The organism is Algoriphagus halophilus (genome assembly GCF_041729275.1).
GTDB classification, from domain to species: Bacteria; Bacteroidota; Bacteroidia; order Cytophagales; family Cyclobacteriaceae; genus Algoriphagus; species Algoriphagus halophilus_A.
Window position 1 is genome coordinate 4571989 of the sequence record NZ_CP146486.1, and the last position, 19334, is coordinate 4591322.

18 protein-coding genes and 2 pseudogenes are annotated in these 19334 nt (G+C 40.3%); 7 read left to right on the forward strand and 13 right to left on the reverse strand.

Going from position 1 to position 19334, the window contains the following annotated elements:
- Nucleotides 1-368 precede the first annotated feature (368 nt).
- From V8V91_RS24570 to V8V91_RS24585, 4 genes are all read right to left on the reverse strand, one after another.
- Nucleotides 369-1022 carry a phosphopantetheine-binding protein gene (locus V8V91_RS24570; protein ID WP_373397690.1) on the reverse strand — a complete coding sequence of 218 codons (654 nt, stop codon included), beginning with the start codon at nucleotides 1020-1022 and terminating at the stop codon, nucleotides 369-371.
- Complete coding sequence (locus tag V8V91_RS24575; RefSeq protein ID WP_373397691.1) at nucleotides 995-5113, reverse strand: beta-ketoacyl synthase N-terminal-like domain-containing protein; 4119 nt, start codon at nucleotides 5111-5113, stop codon at nucleotides 995-997. Before V8V91_RS24575 ends, V8V91_RS24570 begins: the two co-directional genes overlap by 28 nt.
- Nucleotides 5114-5619: 506 nt before the next feature.
- The gene (locus tag V8V91_RS24580) at nucleotides 5620-6630 is read right to left on the reverse strand and encodes a hypothetical protein (protein WP_373397692.1); all 1011 of its coding nucleotides are present in this window, start codon (nucleotides 6628-6630) and stop codon (nucleotides 5620-5622) included.
- 23 nt (nucleotides 6631-6653) lie between these two features.
- A complete protein-coding gene (locus V8V91_RS24585; protein WP_373400808.1) occupies nucleotides 6654-8129 on the reverse strand; it encodes an alginate lyase family protein in 1476 nt (491 codons plus the stop codon).
- Between the two features lie 437 nt (nucleotides 8130-8566).
- Between V8V91_RS24585 and V8V91_RS24590 the strand changes: the two genes are divergently transcribed.
- Both V8V91_RS24590 and V8V91_RS24595 read left to right on the forward strand, forming a co-directional pair.
- Complete coding sequence (locus V8V91_RS24590) at nucleotides 8567-9535, forward strand: aminotransferase class V-fold PLP-dependent enzyme (RefSeq protein ID WP_373397693.1); 969 nt, start codon at nucleotides 8567-8569, stop codon at nucleotides 9533-9535.
- 50 nt (nucleotides 9536-9585) lie between these two features.
- Complete coding sequence (locus V8V91_RS24595) at nucleotides 9586-9825, forward strand: hypothetical protein (protein ID WP_373397694.1); 240 nt, start codon at nucleotides 9586-9588, stop codon at nucleotides 9823-9825.
- 20 nt (nucleotides 9826-9845) lie between these two features.
- On the opposite strand, the gene V8V91_RS24600 is transcribed toward V8V91_RS24595, so the two are convergent.
- From V8V91_RS24600 to V8V91_RS24615, 4 genes are read right to left on the reverse strand one after another with little or no spacing between them, the layout of a single operon-like run.
- Entirely contained in the window at nucleotides 9846-10190 is a 345-nt protein-coding gene (locus tag V8V91_RS24600; RefSeq protein WP_373397696.1) for an iron chaperone, read from the reverse strand.
- A 33-nt stretch (nucleotides 10191-10223) separates the two neighbouring features.
- Nucleotides 10224-11264 (reverse strand): zinc-dependent alcohol dehydrogenase family protein, encoded by a 1041-nt coding sequence (locus tag V8V91_RS24605; RefSeq protein WP_373397698.1) that lies wholly within the window; start codon nucleotides 11262-11264, stop codon nucleotides 10224-10226.
- Between the two features lie 12 nt (nucleotides 11265-11276).
- The gene (locus V8V91_RS24610; protein ID WP_373397699.1) at nucleotides 11277-11615 is read right to left on the reverse strand and encodes a MarC family protein; all 339 of its coding nucleotides are present in this window, start codon (nucleotides 11613-11615) and stop codon (nucleotides 11277-11279) included.
- Entirely contained in the window at nucleotides 11612-11911 is a 300-nt protein-coding gene (locus V8V91_RS24615) for a MarC family protein (RefSeq protein ID WP_373397701.1), read from the reverse strand. Before V8V91_RS24615 ends, V8V91_RS24610 begins: the two co-directional genes overlap by 4 nt.
- Nucleotides 11912-12048: 137 nt before the next feature.
- On the opposite strand from V8V91_RS24615, the pseudogene V8V91_RS24620 reads away from it, so the two are divergent.
- Nucleotides 12049-12374, forward strand: a pseudogene (locus V8V91_RS24620) (nucleotide pyrophosphohydrolase).
- Between the two features lie 7 nt (nucleotides 12375-12381).
- On the opposite strand, the gene V8V91_RS24625 reads toward V8V91_RS24620, so the two are convergent.
- Nucleotides 12382-12855 carry a hypothetical protein gene (locus tag V8V91_RS24625; RefSeq protein WP_373397703.1) on the reverse strand — a complete coding sequence of 158 codons (474 nt, stop codon included), beginning with the start codon at nucleotides 12853-12855 and terminating at the stop codon, nucleotides 12382-12384.
- 41 nt (nucleotides 12856-12896) lie between these two features.
- Nucleotides 12897-14300, reverse strand: a complete 1404-nt coding sequence (locus tag V8V91_RS24630) for a sulfatase (RefSeq protein WP_373400809.1) — start codon at nucleotides 14298-14300, stop codon at nucleotides 12897-12899.
- A gap of 239 nt (nucleotides 14301-14539) precedes the next feature.
- On the opposite strand from V8V91_RS24630, the gene V8V91_RS24635 reads away from it, so the two are divergent.
- Nucleotides 14540-15178, forward strand: coding sequence for an SDR family NAD(P)-dependent oxidoreductase (locus tag V8V91_RS24635; protein ID WP_373397705.1), 639 nt, complete (start codon nucleotides 14540-14542; stop codon nucleotides 15176-15178).
- Nucleotides 15179-15221: 43 nt separating this feature from the next.
- Nucleotides 15222-15341 carry an SDR family oxidoreductase gene (locus V8V91_RS24640; protein ID WP_373397706.1) on the forward strand — a complete coding sequence of 40 codons (120 nt, stop codon included), beginning with the start codon at nucleotides 15222-15224 and terminating at the stop codon, nucleotides 15339-15341.
- Nucleotide 15342: 1 nt separating this feature from the next.
- Here V8V91_RS24640 and V8V91_RS24645 read toward each other — a convergent pair whose 3' ends face one another.
- The 3 genes from V8V91_RS24645 to V8V91_RS24655 all read right to left on the reverse strand — a co-directional run bounded on the left by V8V91_RS24645 (nucleotide 15343) and on the right by V8V91_RS24655 (nucleotide 17622).
- Nucleotides 15343-16053 (reverse strand): 2-phosphosulfolactate phosphatase, encoded by a 711-nt coding sequence (locus V8V91_RS24645; RefSeq protein ID WP_373397708.1) that lies wholly within the window; start codon nucleotides 16051-16053, stop codon nucleotides 15343-15345.
- The gene (gene gcvT / locus V8V91_RS24650) at nucleotides 16050-17147 is read right to left on the reverse strand and encodes a glycine cleavage system aminomethyltransferase GcvT (RefSeq protein ID WP_373397709.1); all 1098 of its coding nucleotides are present in this window, start codon (nucleotides 17145-17147) and stop codon (nucleotides 16050-16052) included. Before gcvT ends, V8V91_RS24645 begins: the two co-directional genes overlap by 4 nt.
- A 148-nt stretch (nucleotides 17148-17295) precedes the next feature.
- Nucleotides 17296-17622 (reverse strand): HesB/IscA family protein, encoded by a 327-nt coding sequence (locus V8V91_RS24655; RefSeq protein ID WP_373397711.1) that lies wholly within the window; start codon nucleotides 17620-17622, stop codon nucleotides 17296-17298.
- A gap of 95 nt (nucleotides 17623-17717) precedes the next feature.
- Between V8V91_RS24655 and mce the strand changes: the two genes are divergently transcribed.
- Both mce and thiL read left to right on the forward strand, forming a co-directional pair.
- Nucleotides 17718-18122: a methylmalonyl-CoA epimerase gene (gene mce, locus V8V91_RS24660; RefSeq protein WP_373400810.1), complete on the forward strand. Its 405-nt coding sequence runs from the start codon at nucleotides 17718-17720 to the stop codon at nucleotides 18120-18122.
- An 89-nt stretch (nucleotides 18123-18211) separates the two neighbouring features.
- A pseudogene (thiL, locus tag V8V91_RS24665) lies at nucleotides 18212-19239 on the forward strand (thiamine-phosphate kinase).
- Nucleotides 19240-19334 lie beyond the last annotated feature (95 nt).

The following is a 19334-nucleotide window of genomic DNA, read 5'->3' on the forward strand; positions in this document are numbered from 1 at the left end:
AAATGTGGGTGAAGGTGTATAAAACTTCCGATCTTACCGTATTTTTCCTGGACTTTCCGAATGGCATTTCCAATTTCCAGGTCACTGCTATCCTCTAAAGAAATTGCGTTCTCTGTTAATGGATGCTTTATCCCTTTTAGGTTAAGAACTACCACTCGGCTTCTTTTTTTTCCAATTTAGCAATTACCCGTGGTGTCAACTCTGAACCATCATTGGTTAGTAATATCACGTGTGATTGAGGTATGGAGGACTCTAATAAATCTGGCTGAGGTAAAAATTTTAATCCTACTTCAAAACGCCTCACATCATGAAAACCTGAAGTTTGAAAAGTTTGCCTCTTGGGATGGTCTGCCTTTTGGGATCTATCCTTAGAATTGATTATCCCGGAACTTTTTTTTTTGGTTTGAACTCACATAGGAAATAATTTCTTCTAATGTTCTCAATTCGGTCAATTCTTTGGGATTAATCCCCGAAATCTCAGGATTTTGCTTGGTCAGCACACCAAATATTTCCACTCGTTTGATAGAATCAATTCCCAGGTCAGCTTCCATGTCCATATTAAGTTCGAGCATTTCTGCTGGGTAGCCTGTTTTCTCGCTTACAACTTGAAGCAAAGTATTTTGAAAATGGCCGGGGTCTACTTCGTTACCAATACTTGGGGCCACCTCTTCATTTGAAGAACGGGTGTTTTCTGTAGTTGGGGGAGAGGATACACTTTTTTCGGAAACAGGCTGATTTGTTCTTGGATTCCCTTTAAAATGAGAAGAAACAAAATCAACGATTTGAGCTAGAGTTCTCAATTCGGTCAATTCTTTGGGATTAATCCCCGAAATCTCAGGATTTTGCTTGGTCAGCACACCAAATATTTCCACTCGTTTGATAGAATCAATTCCCAGGTCAGCTTCCATGTCCATATTAAGTTCGAGCATTTCTACAGGGTAGCCTGTTTTCTCGCTTACAACTTGAAGCAAAGTATTTTGAAAATGGCTGGGGTCTACTTCGTTACCAATGCTTGGGGCCACCTCTTCATTTGAAGAACGGGTGTTATCTGTAGTTGGGGGAGAGGATATACTTTTTTCGGAAACAGGCTGATTAGTTTCGGATTCCCTTTAAAATGAGAAGAAACAAAATCAACGATTTGAGCCAGAGTTCTCAATTCGGTCAATTCTTTGGGATTTATCCCCGAAATCTCAGGATTTTGCTTGGTCAGCACACCAAATATTTCCACTCGTTTGATAGAGTCAATTCCCAGGTCAGCTTCCATGTCCATATTAAGTTCGAGCATTTCTACAGGGTAGCCTGTTTTCTCGCTTACAACTTGAAGCAAAGTATTTTGAAAATGGCCGGGGTCTACTTCGTTACCAATGCTTGGGGCCACCTCTTCATTTGAAGAACGGGTGTTATCTGTAGTTGGGGGAGAGGATATACTTTTTTCGGAAACAGGCTGATTAGTTTCTGGATTCCCTTTAAAATGAGAAGAAACAAAATCAACGATTTGAGCCAGAGTTCTCAATTCGGTCAATTCTTTGGGATTTATCCCCGAAATCTCAGGATTTTGCTTGGTCAGCACACCAAATATTTCCACTCGTTTGATAGAGTCAATTCCCAAGTCAGCTTCCATGTCCATATTAAGTTCGAGCATTTCAATAGGATAGCCGGTCTTTTCACTCACTACATTCAATAATTTAGTAGAGAAGTAAGTTGGGTTTACCTGAGCTAGGTGTTTTGATGTTTTGTTGGTAGAACCATTCGGAGAGAGGATTGGTCTTTTTATACTTTTTACCCCCTCTTCAATCACCCCATTTTCAGCAAAGTTTTTTACGTTATTTAAATTTTCAGAAATACTGATATCATTTTTATGATTGATTTTATCTGAGTTCAGCGGAGTAGCTTTTGCAAATTCTTTTGAAAGAACCTGATCTTGAATCATTGGTTCATTTCTATTCGAAAGATTAAGATATTGGGAAAAAAGACTCAACAGCGCTTGAGATTGATGTCTTTGATCATTTAGGTATCCCTCAATTAATTCCATTGATTTTGCCTGATTAACACTTAATGAATCGATGGTGGATTTTAATAATTGAAAGACCTCTTTATTGGTGATATTAATTTCATTTCCCGTATTAACTTGAGTACGGTTTTGAATAGGACTATTACCTGTATTTTCATTTTTAATAATTTTCGACTCATCTTTTTCCATAGTCTTTTCCACCTTTATGATTTCGTTTTTAGATATCTGAAAATCATTGTTCATCATGTCGAAATAGGCCTTTTTCGTACTGGGAGAGATAAAATTATTGCCACTTAAAGCCACTGTCAATTTTGACTTTTCAGGTGGTTGGGGAATATTTTTTTTATAAGGATCAATATCAGAAAGGGCTATTCCTAGCACCTGCATTTGAACTATTGCTTGACGAAAAAGAAGATCACTGTCTTTTTTATCGTTGGCGTTAATTGAAATTGCAACATGTTCTTTTCCCTTTAATATATTAGTTACCAAATTCGTCAATATTCCTTTTGGACCAAATTCGATAAAAACTCTTACCCCTGCCTGATACAGGTTCTCAATTTGATCTTTGAATAAAACTGGATTGATTATTTGGTTTTTTAAAATCGACTTGATTTCACTCAATTCTACTGGGTATGGTCTACCTGTAGTATTGGAATAAACTGGGATTTTAGATGGATTAAAATTTTGCTGATCTACAAATTTTGAAAAAGGTAGCTGTGCATGTTTAACAAAGTCCGTATGAAATGCTGCCGATACTGGTAATAGCATAACAGAAAGTCCTTTGGATTTCAATTGCTCCTCAGCTATTTTAATTGAGGGGGTTCCCCCTCCTAAAACCACTTGGTCATCAGAATTGATGTTAGCGATCTTAACACCTTCAATGTTCTTTATCGCTTCGGTCACTTGCTGTACATCAGCTTTTACTGCCAACATAGTTCCCGAATCCTCCTCTACATTATTAATGGCCATGGCCTCGCCACGGGTTTTCGCTAATTTTAAAAAAGTTGTTTCATCAAAAACGCCGGCAGCCCAAAGTGCTGTTAATTCACCAAAACTGTGTCCAGCTGTAAAATTTGGAGAGAAGCCTGCTTCTTTCAATATTTTAAATTGTCCGATACTCAATGCTCCAATAGCAGGTTGAGCAAACTGGGTCTTGGTTAGTTCCTTTTGCTGTTGCACCCTTTCCTCTTCGGTGAAAACAGGAATTGGAAATATCTTTTTACTCAATAGATTTGAATTAGAAGATTCAAATAATTGATCAGCTTTCTGAAAGGTTCTGGCTACTGAAGGAAACGTGTTGGCCAGTTCTCGACCCATTCCCACATACTGCGAACCTTGTCCGGCAAACAATGCAGCTACTTTGGTCTCTTCCACATTTATGCCTTGGGTACGGTAAAAAACTCCTTTGGGGTGATTCCAAGCTGTGGAATCAAACCCTCTGCTTATTGAGGCTTTCAAAATCTCAATACATTCTTGACTAGACCTTGCCACAAAACCTAAGCGGGCATGCTGCGGGATAATGGTCGTCTTTTTAGATTGATTGGCAAGCTCAATAAATTCTTTTTCACTTTCAGAACCAACTAGTAGCGCCAATTTTTCATTTACGACCTTATGTAATTCTGATGGATTAGAAGATTGGAAAAGGATAATTTTATTCGGTTCATGTAAACGATATTTTTTGCTTCTAGTACCTTGATACTCTTCCATGGTTATATGCAAATTGATGCCACCAAAACCAAAAGCACTTACTCCTGCCCGACGTGGATTTCCATTTTTGAACCATGGTCTTGCTTCTGAGTTAAGGTAAATAGCAGAACCCTTTCTTTTCAAATTTTTATTGGGCGAGTCCACATTAATACTGGGAGGCAAGACATTATGGTATAAGGCCATAGTCATTTTAATAATACCTGCAGCACCTGCAGCAGCTTTGGTATGTCCAATTTGTGACTTGACTGAACCAATAGCTATGGTTGGCTCAGGTGGATGGTTAGACCCAAATACATCTTGAGTAGAAGTTAACTCTGCTGCATCACCTGCGTTGGTTCCTGTTCCATGAGCTTCAAGTAACCCGACAGTATTTGCTGGGTAACCGGCATCTTCATAGGCCCGGCTCATCGCAAGAGCCTGCCCTGAAGGGCGTGGCGCATAAACTGATTTGAAACGACCATCACTTGCAGCACCAACTCCTTTGATAACTGAATAAATCTGATCACCATCTTTTTCGGCATCTGCCAACCTTTTCAAAACCAACATGCCAATACCCTCTCCAATCAACATCCCATCGGCTTTTTCGCTAAAAGGAGAAATCTTTCCTGATTTCGAAAATGCTGGAGTTTTACTAAAAGACATATACATGAAAGGAGAATTATCGGTATCTACACCTCCAGTCAGCATCATATCACATCTCCCTTCTACCAATTCACTCAATGACATCTTGATAGCACTCAAAGAAGCTGCGCATGCAGCATCTACCACACTATTAATCCCACCCAAATCAAAACGGTTTGATATACGTCCAGAAATCACATTCCCTAAAAGCCCTGGAAAGGCATTCTCATTCCAGCCCACATAGGCACTTTTCATCTTGGCCACAATCATTGGGATATCCTTCTCGGCGATACCACTTGCCCTTAAAGCCCGTTCCCAGATAGGGTATTGCAATCGAGCAACTAATGGGGTAATTAGTTTTTGTCCGCCTCCAACTCCTAAAAGTACACCGGTTTTCTCTTTAAGCTCTTTAGTGAATTTTGTGCTACTTCTCCCATAGCCGGCATCCTCAAAAGCATCCCTAGCTGCTACTAATCCTAATAATTGAGATACATCGGTTACCTCCAATATATTAGGAGGCAAACCAAACTCCATTGGATTAAAATCTATTTCGGGTAGAAAACCTCCACGTTTGCAATAAGTTTTATCAGGTGCATTTACATCTTCGTCGTAATAATCATCAATTAGCCACCGACTAGATGGAACATCTTGAATACTATCCTTTGACTGGATAATATTGGTCCAATACTCTTCAATATTCTTAGCATCGGCAAACATGGCAGAAAGACCAATTACTGCTATCGGAGTTTTCTTTAAAGAGTAATTTATATCCATAAATCTAATTGCTATTTGATATTAGGATTTACATAACAAAACAATCTATCCTAAATAGTTTTACTCTGTCCTTATATTATTAGCTAAACAATTAAGTATTTAATATTTGTGTTATTTCCTTTAAAAATAAATTTAAGACAAAAAGAAAGGTGTCTTAGATATTACAGGACATCGTCCAATTAAGTATTAAATTTGTTAAAATGCAACAAATATGATCCTATTGTTTAACTAGAAAGTTCTTCGTAGGAAAATGGAGGGATCTCACTTAAATTGTATGTAACTTATTGATTTATAGATATTTATGTTTTTTTATTACAATCTGTTGTGATAAATCTTACTGGTAATCTTTCAACATTCCTTAGGTTAGTTTAGTGTTTTTCTTTGAATCCTTACTTTTCATTATAAGTCCGAATTGATCGGGAATATTTATGTAGAATCAAATTTGTTTCTAACACTAAGTGTAGGTGATTTTGGAATAGTTTTTAGGGCTAAGGCATCAATAGATGTCACTTCCGTTCAATTAATACCCCCTTAAACATTACCTTATTTTCACTTACTCTCAATCCCTTCCCACTTGAAGTAGTCACATTATCTAAAACGACCTCTTTTGTGATTACATAGGGAAACTTTTCCTGATAGGAAGCATCACTATTTTCAGGATTAAAATTGTGGAAAATGGCAGGACCTTGATAACCCTCTGGATGATTGGAGTCTTCGATTTTCAGGTTTTCAAATGTGATTTTTTCAGGCATGTAGCAGGTATAACCGAAGTCATGCTGGCCAGAATTATACCCATTAATCAGAGAGGCACTGTATGGTTTACCTCCATTTGGAATAAAGGTACAGTCACGAATGATGAATGCTCCTTGCCAAGTGCTGCCATAATCAGAACGCAAATTGATCACACTTCTTCCTCTAATAGTGGTGTTTTCAACAAGCAGGGTCCCACTTCCAATCGCATTGATTCCCATATGTCCCATCGTCGAATTACGGATCGTAGCATTAGCTACCCCCATGTGCGCATCAAATCGGGAGAGGGTACAATGGTCATACAACAGATTTTTACAATAATTAGACCCCATGATTCCCCAATAAGTGGGATCGTCAATGTCATTGGTTTGACTACAGTTAATAAAGGAAACATTCAATGCTCGGCTGACGGAAATATCATAACTTCCCATGGAAACGGGTTTACCGGCATTGCCAATGGTTTGATAGGTTTTATGACCGGTTAATATGGTGTTTTGGACTGTCACATTCACGCAGTTACTGATGTTTAGGAATCCCCCATAAGGAGCACCATGGTCGCCTTCGCCAATCACTCGGTGCTCTAATCCATCGACCACCACATTGGATCGTTTGATGGAGATATTTCGGCTATAATAATTGTACTTGGATTCTTCCTGATTTGCGATGGTAGTGAACTTACCGCCTTTGATACTGAGAACATTTTCATCTATCGGCAACACCATGATATCAGTAATTTCCTCAAAATCCCAGATAATGGGGGCATTCATATCCACATTCCCTTCTGTGTCTACTAAAAAATATCTGTCTGTGAAGCACCATTGTTCTGGTTTAATCCAAAGCGGATGTATTGTTTTTTATTGGAGTTGGTAACAGTGATTAGGCTTGGTGCAGGGAATTTGACCTCCAATTTCTCTTGGTTTCTTTTGAGGTTGGAAATTCCGTCCAATGGATAGGATTGTAACTTAGAACTGACCAGAAAAATCGGAGCGGTACGATTTTGGACCGATCGATCATCAATGATAAAGCTGGCTGAACCAAAGTCAGTATCTGTTTGGATGATTGCGGTTTTATCTGCTCCTCCCACATAATAGGTTGAATTGTCATTTGCTTTTATCTTCAAGCCATGCTCATTGGCAAACTCATGAGTGGCGATGATCGCATCCATATCGTCCGTTTCCCCATCTCCGATCGCCCCAAAATCCTTGTAGCTAACAAATCCTTCGGAAATGAATTGTTGAAGTTGTTCATTAGAATTGGGAAGTGGGTGCTTCCAGTTCAATTTATTTTTAGAAACCCATAACAAAGGAAATCTCACAGGCATATTTCGGACCACTTCCGGGGTATCAAAGTCCGCCTCCAGTTGATTCCATAGTTGTAAATAGTTCTCTTTTTCAAAAGCCATACCGCCAAACAACAGAAAGGGATGCCGAACGGGCCATTCCTCCCAAAACATGACATCTTGTGGAAATGGCCAAGAGTTTTTATCCTTTATATAGGGAAATAAAAATGTGATTCCTTGTTCCAAAGACTTTCCATCAGCGGTTTGATATTGGATTAGAGGCTCCTGCTCCTCTGCATATACCTGGCAAAGCGTAGCCATAGCATCCAAAGTGAATAGGGAATAACCATAAGGTTTGGTACGCTTGAGTTCTAAAGGAAAGCTTCCATCAGGGGCCATTTGATCTGGAAGCAGTACCTTTTTATACATCTCCTTACAGAAATCCAGGACTTCCTGGTTTCCTACCAGTTTGGCAAAGACTGCTGCCTGCATGGCCCAACAAACACTGTGGTTATTTCCATGATCTCGTTCATCGATTCCATAGGGGTGGGTAGTCATCCATTCAAGGTAGGCCCCAAACCATTCTTTCATTTGCTGAATCTCTGATTTTGGAATCACTCCCGAATTTTCAACAGCTTCGATTGCTTTTGCCACTTCCATCAAATGAATGGTGTCAATGATGCCAATACCTCTTCCTGTCACCTTCCCTTTGATCGCCTGGGCATAAAGTAGGCTCGGGTTCATTTTGGTTTCTGCATCGATCAACCAAGCTTTCAGGTGAGGAGCTAAAGCTTGTACATATTTTGCTTCGTTTGTGACCAAATAGGCAGAGGCCAATGCACCGGAGATCTGACTGAACCGGATCATCGCTTCTCGGTGGGCAGTGAAATTATCTGGATTGGTGAGTCCGTCGCGTTGAATATAAGGCCCGGATGGGTTGGAAGGGTCCGGCCACCAATAATCGCCTTCCGAATAAAAATCATGAATTCCCCTGCACTTCTAGGGCTTTGTTCAGCAGTTACCGTAATGGGGTTGTATGTGGCATATTTTTCTGCCAGTCGAACCACTCTTTCTTTTTCCTTAGCATAAAGATCAGAGGTTAAGATTTCAGGTGCTTCCGCTACCTTGAGAGTTGAGAAAAAGTAAAAAAAAGAATAAAAATGAATTGTGGCATCTTGGGTTATAGGATTGAATAAAGATTTAAAATGCAATTATTTTCGATGTTTTGAAAGGATAAATCCCTGATAATTTGAAGTGGTTCCAGGATTGTTCTTACCAAGGAGGAAAGTCGATATTTTGTGTGTTTCTTTACTATCTGATGAATAGGAGGGGAGATCAAAGATTATTTTTATTCTATATTTAAAGCTCATTAGTATTTGATCAACCCTATCAAATGTTATTTTTGAATTTCAAAACCAACTAATATGAAGAGTAGAAGATCCTTTTTGCAACAACTAGGTCTCGGAGTGATTGCTCCTGGACTCGTAGGTTTTCGCGAGGTTCAGGCAAATGGATTAAACCCAGCTCTTCAAGGAGAAGAGTTTTGGGAACAAGTGAGGGTACAATTTCCATTGACTAAAAGTCGCATTTATATGAATAATGGAACATTTGGACCTTCTCCTAAGGCTGTTTTAGACGCATTGCAAGACTCATTTGAACAAACGAATACTTCTGGGGAATATGGGCATATTTCTCCTTTACGGGCCCAGTTGGCAGATTTTGTTGGAATCAAAGAATCGGAAATTTCATTGACTCATAATACGACCGAAGGGATTAATATCATGGTTTGGGGTTTGCCGTTAAAGGCGGGAGATGAAGTGCTGATTACCTACCATGAACACGCAGGAAATGCCATTCCTTGGTTGAATAGGGCAAAATTACATGGGATTGTACTGAAACCTTTTGAGCCAGGGAAAACCCGGGAGGAAAATCTTGATTTGATTAAAAGTCTGGTTACTCCCAAAACAAAAGTAATTGCCATTCCCCATGTTACCTGTACGACTGGATTGGTCATGCCTATTCAAGAGATCGCAGATTTTGCCAGAGGCAAAGGCATCTACACGGCAATTGATGGAGCCCATGGAGCGGGAACCTTTGACTTGAATTTAAAAGAGCTGGGTGTTGATTTTTATGCCAGCAGTTATCATAAATGGGTATTGGGGCCAAATGGGACAGGATTTTTATATGTTCGAGAAGAATTATTAGATCAATTGCAGGCATTTCAGGTAGGGGCATATTCTGAAACTGGATATGATCTGCATCAAGTGCCCTTAGAGCTGAATGAATATGTGAACACGGCTCATCGATATGATTATGGGAGCCAAAGTTTACCAATGATCAAAGGAGTATTAGCCGCCATCAATTTTCATCAGGAAATCGGTAGGGAAAAATAGAATCCAGGATCCGGGATCTGAACCAGCAGCTTTATGATGGCTTGTCAGACATGAATAATCAGGTAGAAATTATTACTCCAAAAGAGCCTGAATCCAGGATTTGTATGGTTTCCTTCAAACCCAAAAACAAGGATTACGAGGTAGCCTATCGTGAAATTAGTCAAGAAGGATTTCGAATTAGGATCGTACCAGAGGGAGGAATCAATGCAATCCGTATATCCACACATATTTATAACCAGAAATCAGAGGTAGATTCCCTGTTGAGTGCCGTCCAAAAAGTATTAGGGTAACCCTTTACCGGGCTTTTTCTTCATTTTTTTAATTCAGCATTTTCCTTCGCCATTTCCTTCCTGAAGATGGCAATATCAGCAATCAGCTTTAGGGGCAAATCTGCAGAATAGGGAATTTGGATAGCTCCTTTTGAAGTATGAAATCCTTCTAGTTCCTTTTTGAATTCTTCTATGGGTTGATTGGTAGGATAATACCCCAAATGATTTTTCATCGCTGCATAATAGACCAATACCTCGGTTGTTTTGATGGCGGGCAAGTGGTAGCTGATGACCTCCGTCGCCTCCGGGACCGCTTTTTTAGGGTTTCCCGAATGATGAGAAGTTTCTCCTGTATTTCTGGGGAAACCAAGAAATGTATTCTTCAATGGAACTTGGCTTTGGATTCATAGGAGAGGTAGTTAAAAGGAATTGATGATGGTCATGCCTGTTCCTTTAAATTTATTCATTTCAGTCAATTCCTCAATGGCTTGGTCCAGTCGGATATGCTTTCCGATCAATAATTCAGGGTTCATTTTGTTTTGCAAGATCATCTCCAACATTTCCGGATACTTATAAGCTTGCATGCCATGGCTCCCATAAATTTCCAGCTCCTTGGAAAGTATTTGGTTCATGGGGACTGCAGCATGTTTATCATCTCCCAGCATGAGGCCGACTTGGATATGCTTTCCTCTTTTTCGCAGGTTAGCAATGGAATTAAAAGAAGTGGTTGGGCTTCCCAATGCATCTATTGACGCATGTACCCCTCCTTTTGTGATCTCTATGATTTGTTCCACCGGGTTCAGGTCCCTCAGACTATTGATGGTGTAAACTACACCGATTGATTTTGCCATTTTCAATTTCTCCTCATCAATATCAATGGCGATTACATTGGCTCCTAGGGCATTGGCAATCATAATTGCAGAAAGTCCAACACCTCCGCATCCATGCACGGCTACCCATTGACCGCCGGTCACTTTAGCCTGTGCTACTACTGCCCTAAAGGAGGTGGCAAATCTACAGCCTAGGCTTGCTGCGGTTTCGAAGCTAATCTGTTCAGGTAAAGCAACCAAATTAACATCTGCTCTATCGATGGCAACATATTCAGCAAAGGAACCCCAATGGGTAAATCCAGGTTGAAATTGTGCATCGCAGACTTGATGGTTTCCTGAAGCACATTCAGGGCAGGTTCCACAGGCGCAAACAAAAGGAACGGAGACGCGGTCACCAATATTCCAGTGTTTTACATCCTTACCTATGGCTGAAATAATGCCTGAAAATTCATGTCCCGGAACATGGGGTAGTTTAATATCCTCATCATGCCCCATCCACCCATGCCAATCAGATCGACAAAGTCCAGTCGCCTTTACTTCAATCACTACTCCGTCTGAACTGGGAGTAGGGTCTTTCACCTTGGTGATTTTTGGAGTGGACCGAAACAATTCATACAGCAGTGCTTTCATTGGATTTTGAAATTAGTTTATTCCTGATACTTGGATGTCGAATGCCACTTTAATCCCTTCTATTATCATGCTGGTTCCGATAATGGCAATGATTAAACCCATGATTTTCCCGATGACCGTGATGACATTCTTACCCACGCGAAGCACCAGTTTATCTCCTAATCGAAAGGCCCAATGGGTCAAAATACACATCATGGCAAAAACTGCAATTACAATCCCTATATGTATGAAATTGCCGGAAGAAACGAAGTTCATAGCAGTTACAATGGTGCCAGGACCTGCAAGGATGGGGATGGCCAAGGGAGAAATTGCAATATTCTCATCAAAAGCAGTTTCTTTGAGATGCTTCACGGTAGATTTTTTGACTGAAGCATCTCAAAGCCCACAAAAAATATCAATAACCCACCTGTAATCTTAAAGGCAGGTATGGTTATGCCAAACAACTCAAAAATGAACTTCCCTAACAAAACGAAAATAAATACTATCAGGAAGGCAACAGTAGTAGCTTTCTTACTGATCTTTCGTTTAGTCTCTTTGTCTGCATCCTCAACTAAGGAAGAGAAAATCGGGACATTTGCAATTGGGTTCATAATCGCAAAAAATCCTGTGAAAACAGAAAGTGTAAAAGTTAATAAATCACTTGTCATGGTAGACATAGGAGTGGGGATAATTATTAAGAAAGATAAAGCAAGATAAAAAAGCAGATTTGTTTTCTACTGTTCACAAGCTTGGTACTTTTAAGATACTATTTCAGGAACCATTGAAAAATCAAATGAAAAAAGAAATTACGCTCTCGGAGGCTCAAGAACAGGTGGATCATTGGATCAAAACGGTAGGGGTCCGGTACTTCAATGAATTGACCAATATGACCATTTTAATGGAGGAAGTGGGGGAGTTGGCTCGGATAATGGCCAGAACCTATGGAGAACAATCCTTCAAGGAATCAGATAAAGGAAAAGACCTGGGAGATGAAATGGCAGACATACTTTGGGTATTGATGTGCCTGGCTAATCAGACTGGAGTAGACTTGACTGAAGCTTTAAAAAGAATTTAGAGAAGAAGAATATCCGTGATATGGATCGACACAAGAACAACGAGAAATTGAAGTGAAAAGCGTTTAATTCTTTTCATCGGTAGCGATGATAAAGGTTTGAGGCTGATTGTACAATTCGAATCCCATTAACTTCCAGGATAGCACCCCACTAATTTGAAGTTGGTTTTGAACTTCATTTAAGCCCAAAAGACGCCAATTTAATCCTGCCACAAATCCAGTTAATTGGGCATGGGTGAATTGAGGCAATAGTTGGTTGGATGCTTTATCTCGTATGATAGTGATATCAAGGTGGTGAGTGAATGTCCTTTTTAGCTCCAAATGTTCCATAGTCGCTGGCAGATCGTAGCTTTTCTGATTGCCATGCTCATTTTTTGAATTACTTGTCAGAATACTCACTAGACCTAAAATGAATACGACAGAATAGAGTCTTGTTTCGATTGGTTTATTACTCTTTCTATTAAAAAGCAGAGTAGAGCCAACCCATAGCCAGCCAAAAAACACGAGCAAATTCAGAACTCCCCAGAAAAGATATGCCATAACTAAAAAGTTTTTAATAAGTTAAAAAAATAAATTAAAAGTCAGTGATCACTGTTTTGGTTTTCATATAACCCTGTGTTTCCTTTTTCCAGTAAAGGCATGAGCTTTTGGACAATGTCGGGGTTTTGAGCGGCAACATTGATGGTTTCTAACGGGTCATTTTCATGATCATAAAGCTCAATAATAGGCTCCTGGTTTCGGAAATACCTTGTGAGTCTGTACCGGTCATTTCTTACCGTAATACCTCTTTTGAAATAGCCATATGCGGTTTGATCGATGGGTGTTGCTACTTGTTCAATCAAAGGAACTAAACTTTCTCCGTCCAAATCATAGGGTGTGTCAATTCCAGTTAATTCTAGGAGGGTAGGGTAAATATCTACCGATTCCACAATACTGTTTTCAAGTCTGGCTTTTTCTTCTTTTCCAGGGATTTTGATGATCAAAGCACTAGTTAAGGCATTTTCAAAAAGGGTATGCTTTCCCCAGATCTGTTGCTCCCCTAAATGCCATCCATGATCTCCCCAGACGATGACAATGGTGTTTTTTTCCAAGTCCAACGCTTTTAATTCGTCCAATATCAATCCCACCTGTGCATCTGAATAGCTTGCGGCAGCATAATAGGCATGTTTGATTTTTTTGGCATAAGCTTCGGAAGCCACTGTTTCCAAATCCGGGTGTTCTTCCCCCAAGGCATATTGATTGAATTCCCCACTTGGTAATAAACTGCTTTCAGAAACATGTTGAGGTTTGGTGGGGTTACCTGCGATCGGGATGGTGCTTTCCTCATATAAGTCCCAATACTTTTTGGGAGAAGTAAAAGGAAGATGGGGTTTGAATAATCCCACTCCTAGAAAAAATGGTTGGTCCTGGTCTTTTAATTCCCTGAGTTTCCCAAGTGCAAGTTGCGTGGTCAAGCCATCTGGATAACCTAGATCATCTACTTCCCCAGCTTCATACGGCTTTACCTGCTTGTTCATGCTTTGCCTGTTTTCACCATCAGCATAGGCGAAGAACGCATTCCATCCTGTTTCCCATTTTCCTGCATCAAATAGCAATTCATCCCAACTATAGGGTAATTCCTTTTTGGTAGAGACCTTTTCCTCGTATTCATACACATATCCATCTGCAGAATGGCTGATTTTCCCAATACCTACCGTATGGTACCCATTTCTTCTTAGGTGATGGATAAATGTCTCTGGTATTTCATTTTCGGCTCTACCGGAAAATTCATTTTGCATAATGAGGTTACTGAGTTCTGCGGTTCTCCTCGGGCGCATGCCCGTCAGCATTGCTGCTCGGGAGGCACCACAGGTGGGTACTTGCACAAAATGATTGGTGAAACTGACTGCTGAGGCAGCCAATTGATCAAGGTTCGGTGTTTGAATCTGGGTATTCCCATAATGACCTAATTCAGACCTAAGGTCATCAATCGCGATAAAAAGTATGTTTGGTTTTTGTCCTGAGAACCTTGAGCAAGCAGGTGTTCAGAGATAAAGAAAGTAGTAAGGAATAGGAAAGTGAATAGGCGAGGCATGGGTTTGATAATGGTTTGAAAAGGAAGTTAAATCAGGTTTAAGCAAGTTAAAATCTAGTTTATTTAACCGGTATTTCCTTGCGATAATTAATAAAGCTAATTGTAAGATAAAGAGGAAAGCCATCTTTTGTCTTCCATAATTTTTGCTTTGTGAACTTATCTGGTCTATTTTTCAAACGAAAGAAATTTATAAAATATGAGGTTAAAAGGGAAACTGCGATCATCACAGGAGCTACCAGTGGAATGGGGAAGGCCATGGCAGAACGATTTTCTGCGGAAGGAGCATCTTTAGTCATCAATGGTAGGAATATAGAGGTGGGGTTAGAACTGGAAAAAAATTTGAGACTGCATGGGGGCAAGGCGGTTTTTGTGGAGGGTGATGTGGGTAAAATAGAGGTGAATGAGTTGCTCGTGCAAACTGCAATCCAGCAATTCGGACAACTTGATATGGTGGTAACCAATGCTGGAAAATTAGGATTAGGTTCTGTGACTGAGGTTTCTCTGGAAGAATGGCAAGAGACCTTTGCTACCAATTTGAATGCAGTGTTTTATTTATCCCGATTTGCAATTCCGGAGATGCTGAAGATTGGAGGGGGGACTATATTGGCCAATAGTTCTATTGCTGCTTTTAAAAGCTTCCCTAACCATGCGGGGTATTGTGCTAGTAAAGCGGCTCTAGTGGCCTTAGTAAAAGTAATGGCGGTGGATTATGGGCCGAAAATCCGTGTGAATACCATTTGTCCCGGTCCTGTGGATACCCCTGATTTGGGATTCTGCAAAAGCTTTTGAAAACCCGGAAACGATTGTTCAGCAAACTGCAGAAAGTACACTGATGAAGCGATTAGGTAAGCCGGAAGACATCGCATCGCTTGCTCTATTTTTGGTGTCTGATGAAGCTTCTTGGATTACCGGTGCTGCTTATACGATTGATGGAGGGATTTTGGCTAAGTGATTCAGATTTCACTGCCGGTTAACGTCCCATTTTCTACTTTTCCAATCATGGAAAATAAATCAAGGGTTAAACAAAAATCGATGTCTGATTCTATGTTGTGATTCTGAAGTCTTTTGGCATGAGAGGCTTTTGATAAAAATCCCTTTAAATCATGGCCTTCTTTTTCAAATAATGCTTTCATTGCCAAGGCCCCGTCCTCAGATGGCTCATGGCTTGATTCCAGGCTTTTTACCAAGGCTCCGGCATACAAAGAGTCTTCTAGGTTATACATGCCTTTCCAACCCGCACAATGGATCAAAACGTCCTGTTTTTTTCCCTGAAGGTATTGAATGGTGGCACTGAGGTTTGGGAAAGCACCAATTAAAACCTCATCAGCTTCAGCTGATTTGGAAATTGCCAAGGTTCCATTGGTAGTGGTCATCGCCAATTTTTTCCCCGAATAGGCTTCATTTAAATAGGCCACAGGAGAATTTCCCAGTTCAAAACCTGGTGCAGTCAACCCATTTCTTTCACCGGCAATCAGGTATCCTTGAGATTTCATACTTCTGCATTCTTCCAAATCTGCAAACGTTTTAATCTCTGAAATTCCATTAGCCAATGCGGAAATCATGGTGGAGGTGGCACGAAAAATATCGACCACCACTACGATTTTACCTTGCAATGAATGTAAATGAATTAATTCTGGGCTAAAGCAGATTTCTACTTTTCTCATTGAGTCTTCAATAAAGGCAGCTTCTCTACCAATGCCTTCAGGTTTTTATTTCTTACTTGGATGAAAATTTCGGTCCCAGGTTTGGCGAATTCGGTTTTGACATATCCCAAACCTATTCCCACTTCCATACTAGGGGATTGAGTTCCTGATGTTACTTCTCCAATGGTTTCCCCACCAGCATCCACAATAGGGTAGTGGCCTCTAGGAATTCCTCTTTCTTGCATCACAAAACCTACCAGCTTTCTGGAGACGCCTGCTTCTTTTTGGGCTTTTAAAGCCTCTGAATTGGTGAAATCTTTGGTGAATTTGGTGATCCAACCTAGGCCTGCTTCTAGGGGAGAGGTAGTATCTGTGATGTCATTACCATAAAGGCAATATCCCATCTCTAATCTCAAGGTATCTCTTGCGCCTAATCCGATAGGCTTGATGTTAAAATCTTTTCCTGCTTCGAATATGGCTTTCCATACGTGTTCAGCATCTTCATTCTTGACATAGATTTCAAATCCGCCGGCTCCGGTATATCCAGTACCAGAAATGATCACATCCTTTACCCCCGCAAATTCACCAACTGTGAAATGGTAAAATTTTACTTCAGAAAGATTTACCGGAGTTAATGCTTGAACTGCCTCGATGGCTTTAGGTCCTTGTACGGCGAAAAGAGAAATCTCATCAGAAATATTGGTCAATTGGGCTCCCATAGTGTTGAACTTGTTTACCCAAGCCCAATCCTTTTCGATGTTGGAAGCATTGACCACCAGCATGTATTTTTCATCTTCAAACTTGTAGACAATCAGATCATCTACAATTCCACCTGTTTCATTTGGAAAGCAAGAATATTGTGCTTGACCATTGACAAGTTTGGAAGCATCATTTGAAGTTACTTTTTGAATCAAGTTCAAGGCTTCTGGTCCTTCGACCATAAACTCTCCCATATGAGATACATCAAAAACGCCCACTCCATTCCGTACACAAAGATGTTCTTCCTTATCCGAACTGTATCGAACGGGCATATTATAACCTGCAAACGGTACCATTTTGCCTCCAATGGCGATGTGTAGGTCGTTGAGTTGAATTTTTTTGATTTGATCTTCCATAATTTGGGTAAAATTTAACGTGTGCAAAGGTAAGGAATGAGGTGGATTTTGGGGAATGGGAAAATGAAAAAGGAAAGGTAAATCGCCACAAATGAAAAAAAGACAGCCTTAAAAGCTGTCTTTTCTATTTTTTAAGCGATTTGATGAATTAAATGGAGAAGCTTTCTCCACATCCACAAGTTCTGGAGGCATTTGGATTAATAAACTGAAATCCCTTTCCATTTAACCCATCTGTAAATTCCAAGGTAGTCCCAGCAAGGTACAATAAGCTTTTTCGGTCTACGATGATTTTTACTCCTTTATCTTCAAATACATGATCAGTTTCTACGGTATTGGCATCAAAACCCAAGTCATACATCAAACCTGAGCAGCCACCACCTTTGACAGAAACTCTGATGTTCTCTCCTTCTTCGCGCCCCTCTTCTCTCTTGAGTTGAAGGATTCGCTCTTTGGCTTTGTCAGAAACGATTATCATATCTTTATGCTTTTACTTTATATTCAATGGTTCAGTAGTGATGGCAACATCAACTACTTGAAAATAATTCAATGGCAAATATAAGAAATTTAAAAATGAAGAAAATTGAACATATAGGTATTGCGGTTTCCAATCTTCAAGAATCCAATGCACTTTTTGCGCGCTTATTGGGAAAAGAGCATTTCAAGACCGAGCGGGTAGAAGGTGAGGGGGTTGAAACCTCATTTTTCCAAGTTGGAGAAACGAAGGTAGAATTGCTTCAGGCAACTCGGGAGGACAGTCCTATCGCCAAGTTTATTGACCGGAAGTCAGAGGGAGTCCATCATATCGCATTTGATGTGGAAGACATTCATGCTGAGGTTGAAAGGTTGAAATCGGAAGGGTTCGAAATCCTGAATGAAACGCCAAAACTAGGTGCGGACAATAAATTAGTGGTATTTTTGCACCCTAGAAGTACCAATGGTGTTTTGGTAGAACTCTGCCAAGAGATTTCAGTGTAGCAATAAAATTTAAAAAGTAAACAATAATCAGCTCAATGGTTTTGGTTTAAAAGCATTGGACTTTGGGCTCGGTACCTTGTACAAAGATTATGTCAGAGAAAAGAACAGAAATAAGTGAATTGGGAGAATTTGGTTTAATTGACCATCTCAACGAAAAAGTCATTATCAAAAATTCATCCTCTCTCAAAGGTATAGGAGATGATGCAGCGGTGATTGAAGCTGGAGACCATGTAAAAGTAGTCTCCACAGATTTGTTGATGGAAGGAGTACATTTTGACCTTTCCTATGCACCGCTACCTCACTTGGGATTTAAGGCGGTTGCAGTGAACGTTTCGGACATCGCTGCCATGAATGCGATCGCTAAACAAATCACCGTCAGCATCGCACTTTCCAACCGTTTTTCATTGGAAGCAGTGGAGGCATTATATGAAGGAATTTATGCGGCATGTGACCATTATGGAGTGGACTTAATCGGTGGGGATACCACCGCTTCCAGATCTGGTTTGGCGATCTCAATTACGGCCATTGGAGAGGCAAAAAGGAACAGGTTTCCTACCGCTCCGGAGCCAAGGAAAATGACATACTCTGTGTCACTGGAGACCTTGGTGCAGCCTTGGTTGGTCTTCAAATTTTAGAGCGGGAAAAGCAGGTGTTTTTGGCCAATCCGGACATGAAACCAGACCTGGAAAAATACACCGTTGTTACCGGCCGACAACTCAGACCTGATGCCAGAATGGACATCGTACATGAGCTAGGAGAGCTAGGTGTAGTACCCACTAGTATGATGGATATTTCGGATGGACTTGCTTCCGAAATTTTCCATATATGCAAAGCCTCTGGGGTAGGGGCAACCATCTATGAAGACAAGCTTCCTATCGATAAGCAAACATTTGATACTGCAGTGGAATTGAACTTGGATCCGATCACCTGTGTCTTAAATGGGGGAGAAGATTATGAGTTGCTTTTCACCATCGATCAGAAGGATTTTAAGAAGTTGGAAAAGCATCCAGATATCCATTTCATCGGTCATATAACAAAAGAAGCAGATGGAAAATACCTGGTTACAAAGAGCGGAACTGCGGTTCAGATCAAGGCGCAGGGCTGGAAGCATTTCTAAACTACTTAAGTATTAACTTCGTGTTGAAAATTAACGATTCTACGTAGTTTAAGTAGTCAATTATGACTTAACATAGATTTGTATATTGTATTGAA

Coding starts and splice junctions, on each gene's coding strand:
- V8V91_RS24575 (WP_373397691.1), bottom strand. CDS start 5,113: ATGGATATAAATTACTCTTTAAAGAAAACTCCGATAGCAGTAATTGGT.
- V8V91_RS24580 (WP_373397692.1), bottom strand. CDS start 6,630: ATGAATGCCCCCATTATCTGGGATTTTGAGGAAATTACTGATATCATG.
- V8V91_RS24590 (WP_373397693.1), top strand. CDS start 8,567: ATGAAGAGTAGAAGATCCTTTTTGCAACAACTAGGTCTCGGAGTGATT.
- V8V91_RS24595 (WP_373397694.1), top strand. CDS start 9,586: ATGAATAATCAGGTAGAAATTATTACTCCAAAAGAGCCTGAATCCAGG.
- V8V91_RS24605 (WP_373397698.1), bottom strand. CDS start 11,264: ATGAAAGCACTGCTGTATGAATTGTTTCGGTCCACTCCAAAAATCACC.
- V8V91_RS24615 (WP_373397701.1), bottom strand. CDS start 11,911: ATGACAAGTGATTTATTAACTTTTACACTTTCTGTTTTCACAGGATTT.
- V8V91_RS24625 (WP_373397703.1), bottom strand. CDS start 12,855: ATGGCATATCTTTTCTGGGGAGTTCTGAATTTGCTCGTGTTTTTTGGC.
- V8V91_RS24640 (WP_373397706.1), top strand. CDS start 15,222: ATGAAGCGATTAGGTAAGCCGGAAGACATCGCATCGCTTGCTCTATTT.
- V8V91_RS24645 (WP_373397708.1), bottom strand. CDS start 16,053: ATGAGAAAAGTAGAAATCTGCTTTAGCCCAGAATTAATTCATTTACAT.
- gcvT (WP_373397709.1), bottom strand. CDS start 17,147: ATGGAAGATCAAATCAAAAAAATTCAACTCAACGACCTACACATCGCC.
- V8V91_RS24655 (WP_373397711.1), bottom strand. CDS start 17,622: ATGATAATCGTTTCTGACAAAGCCAAAGAGCGAATCCTTCAACTCAAG.
- mce (WP_373400810.1), top strand. CDS start 17,718: ATGAAGAAAATTGAACATATAGGTATTGCGGTTTCCAATCTTCAAGAA.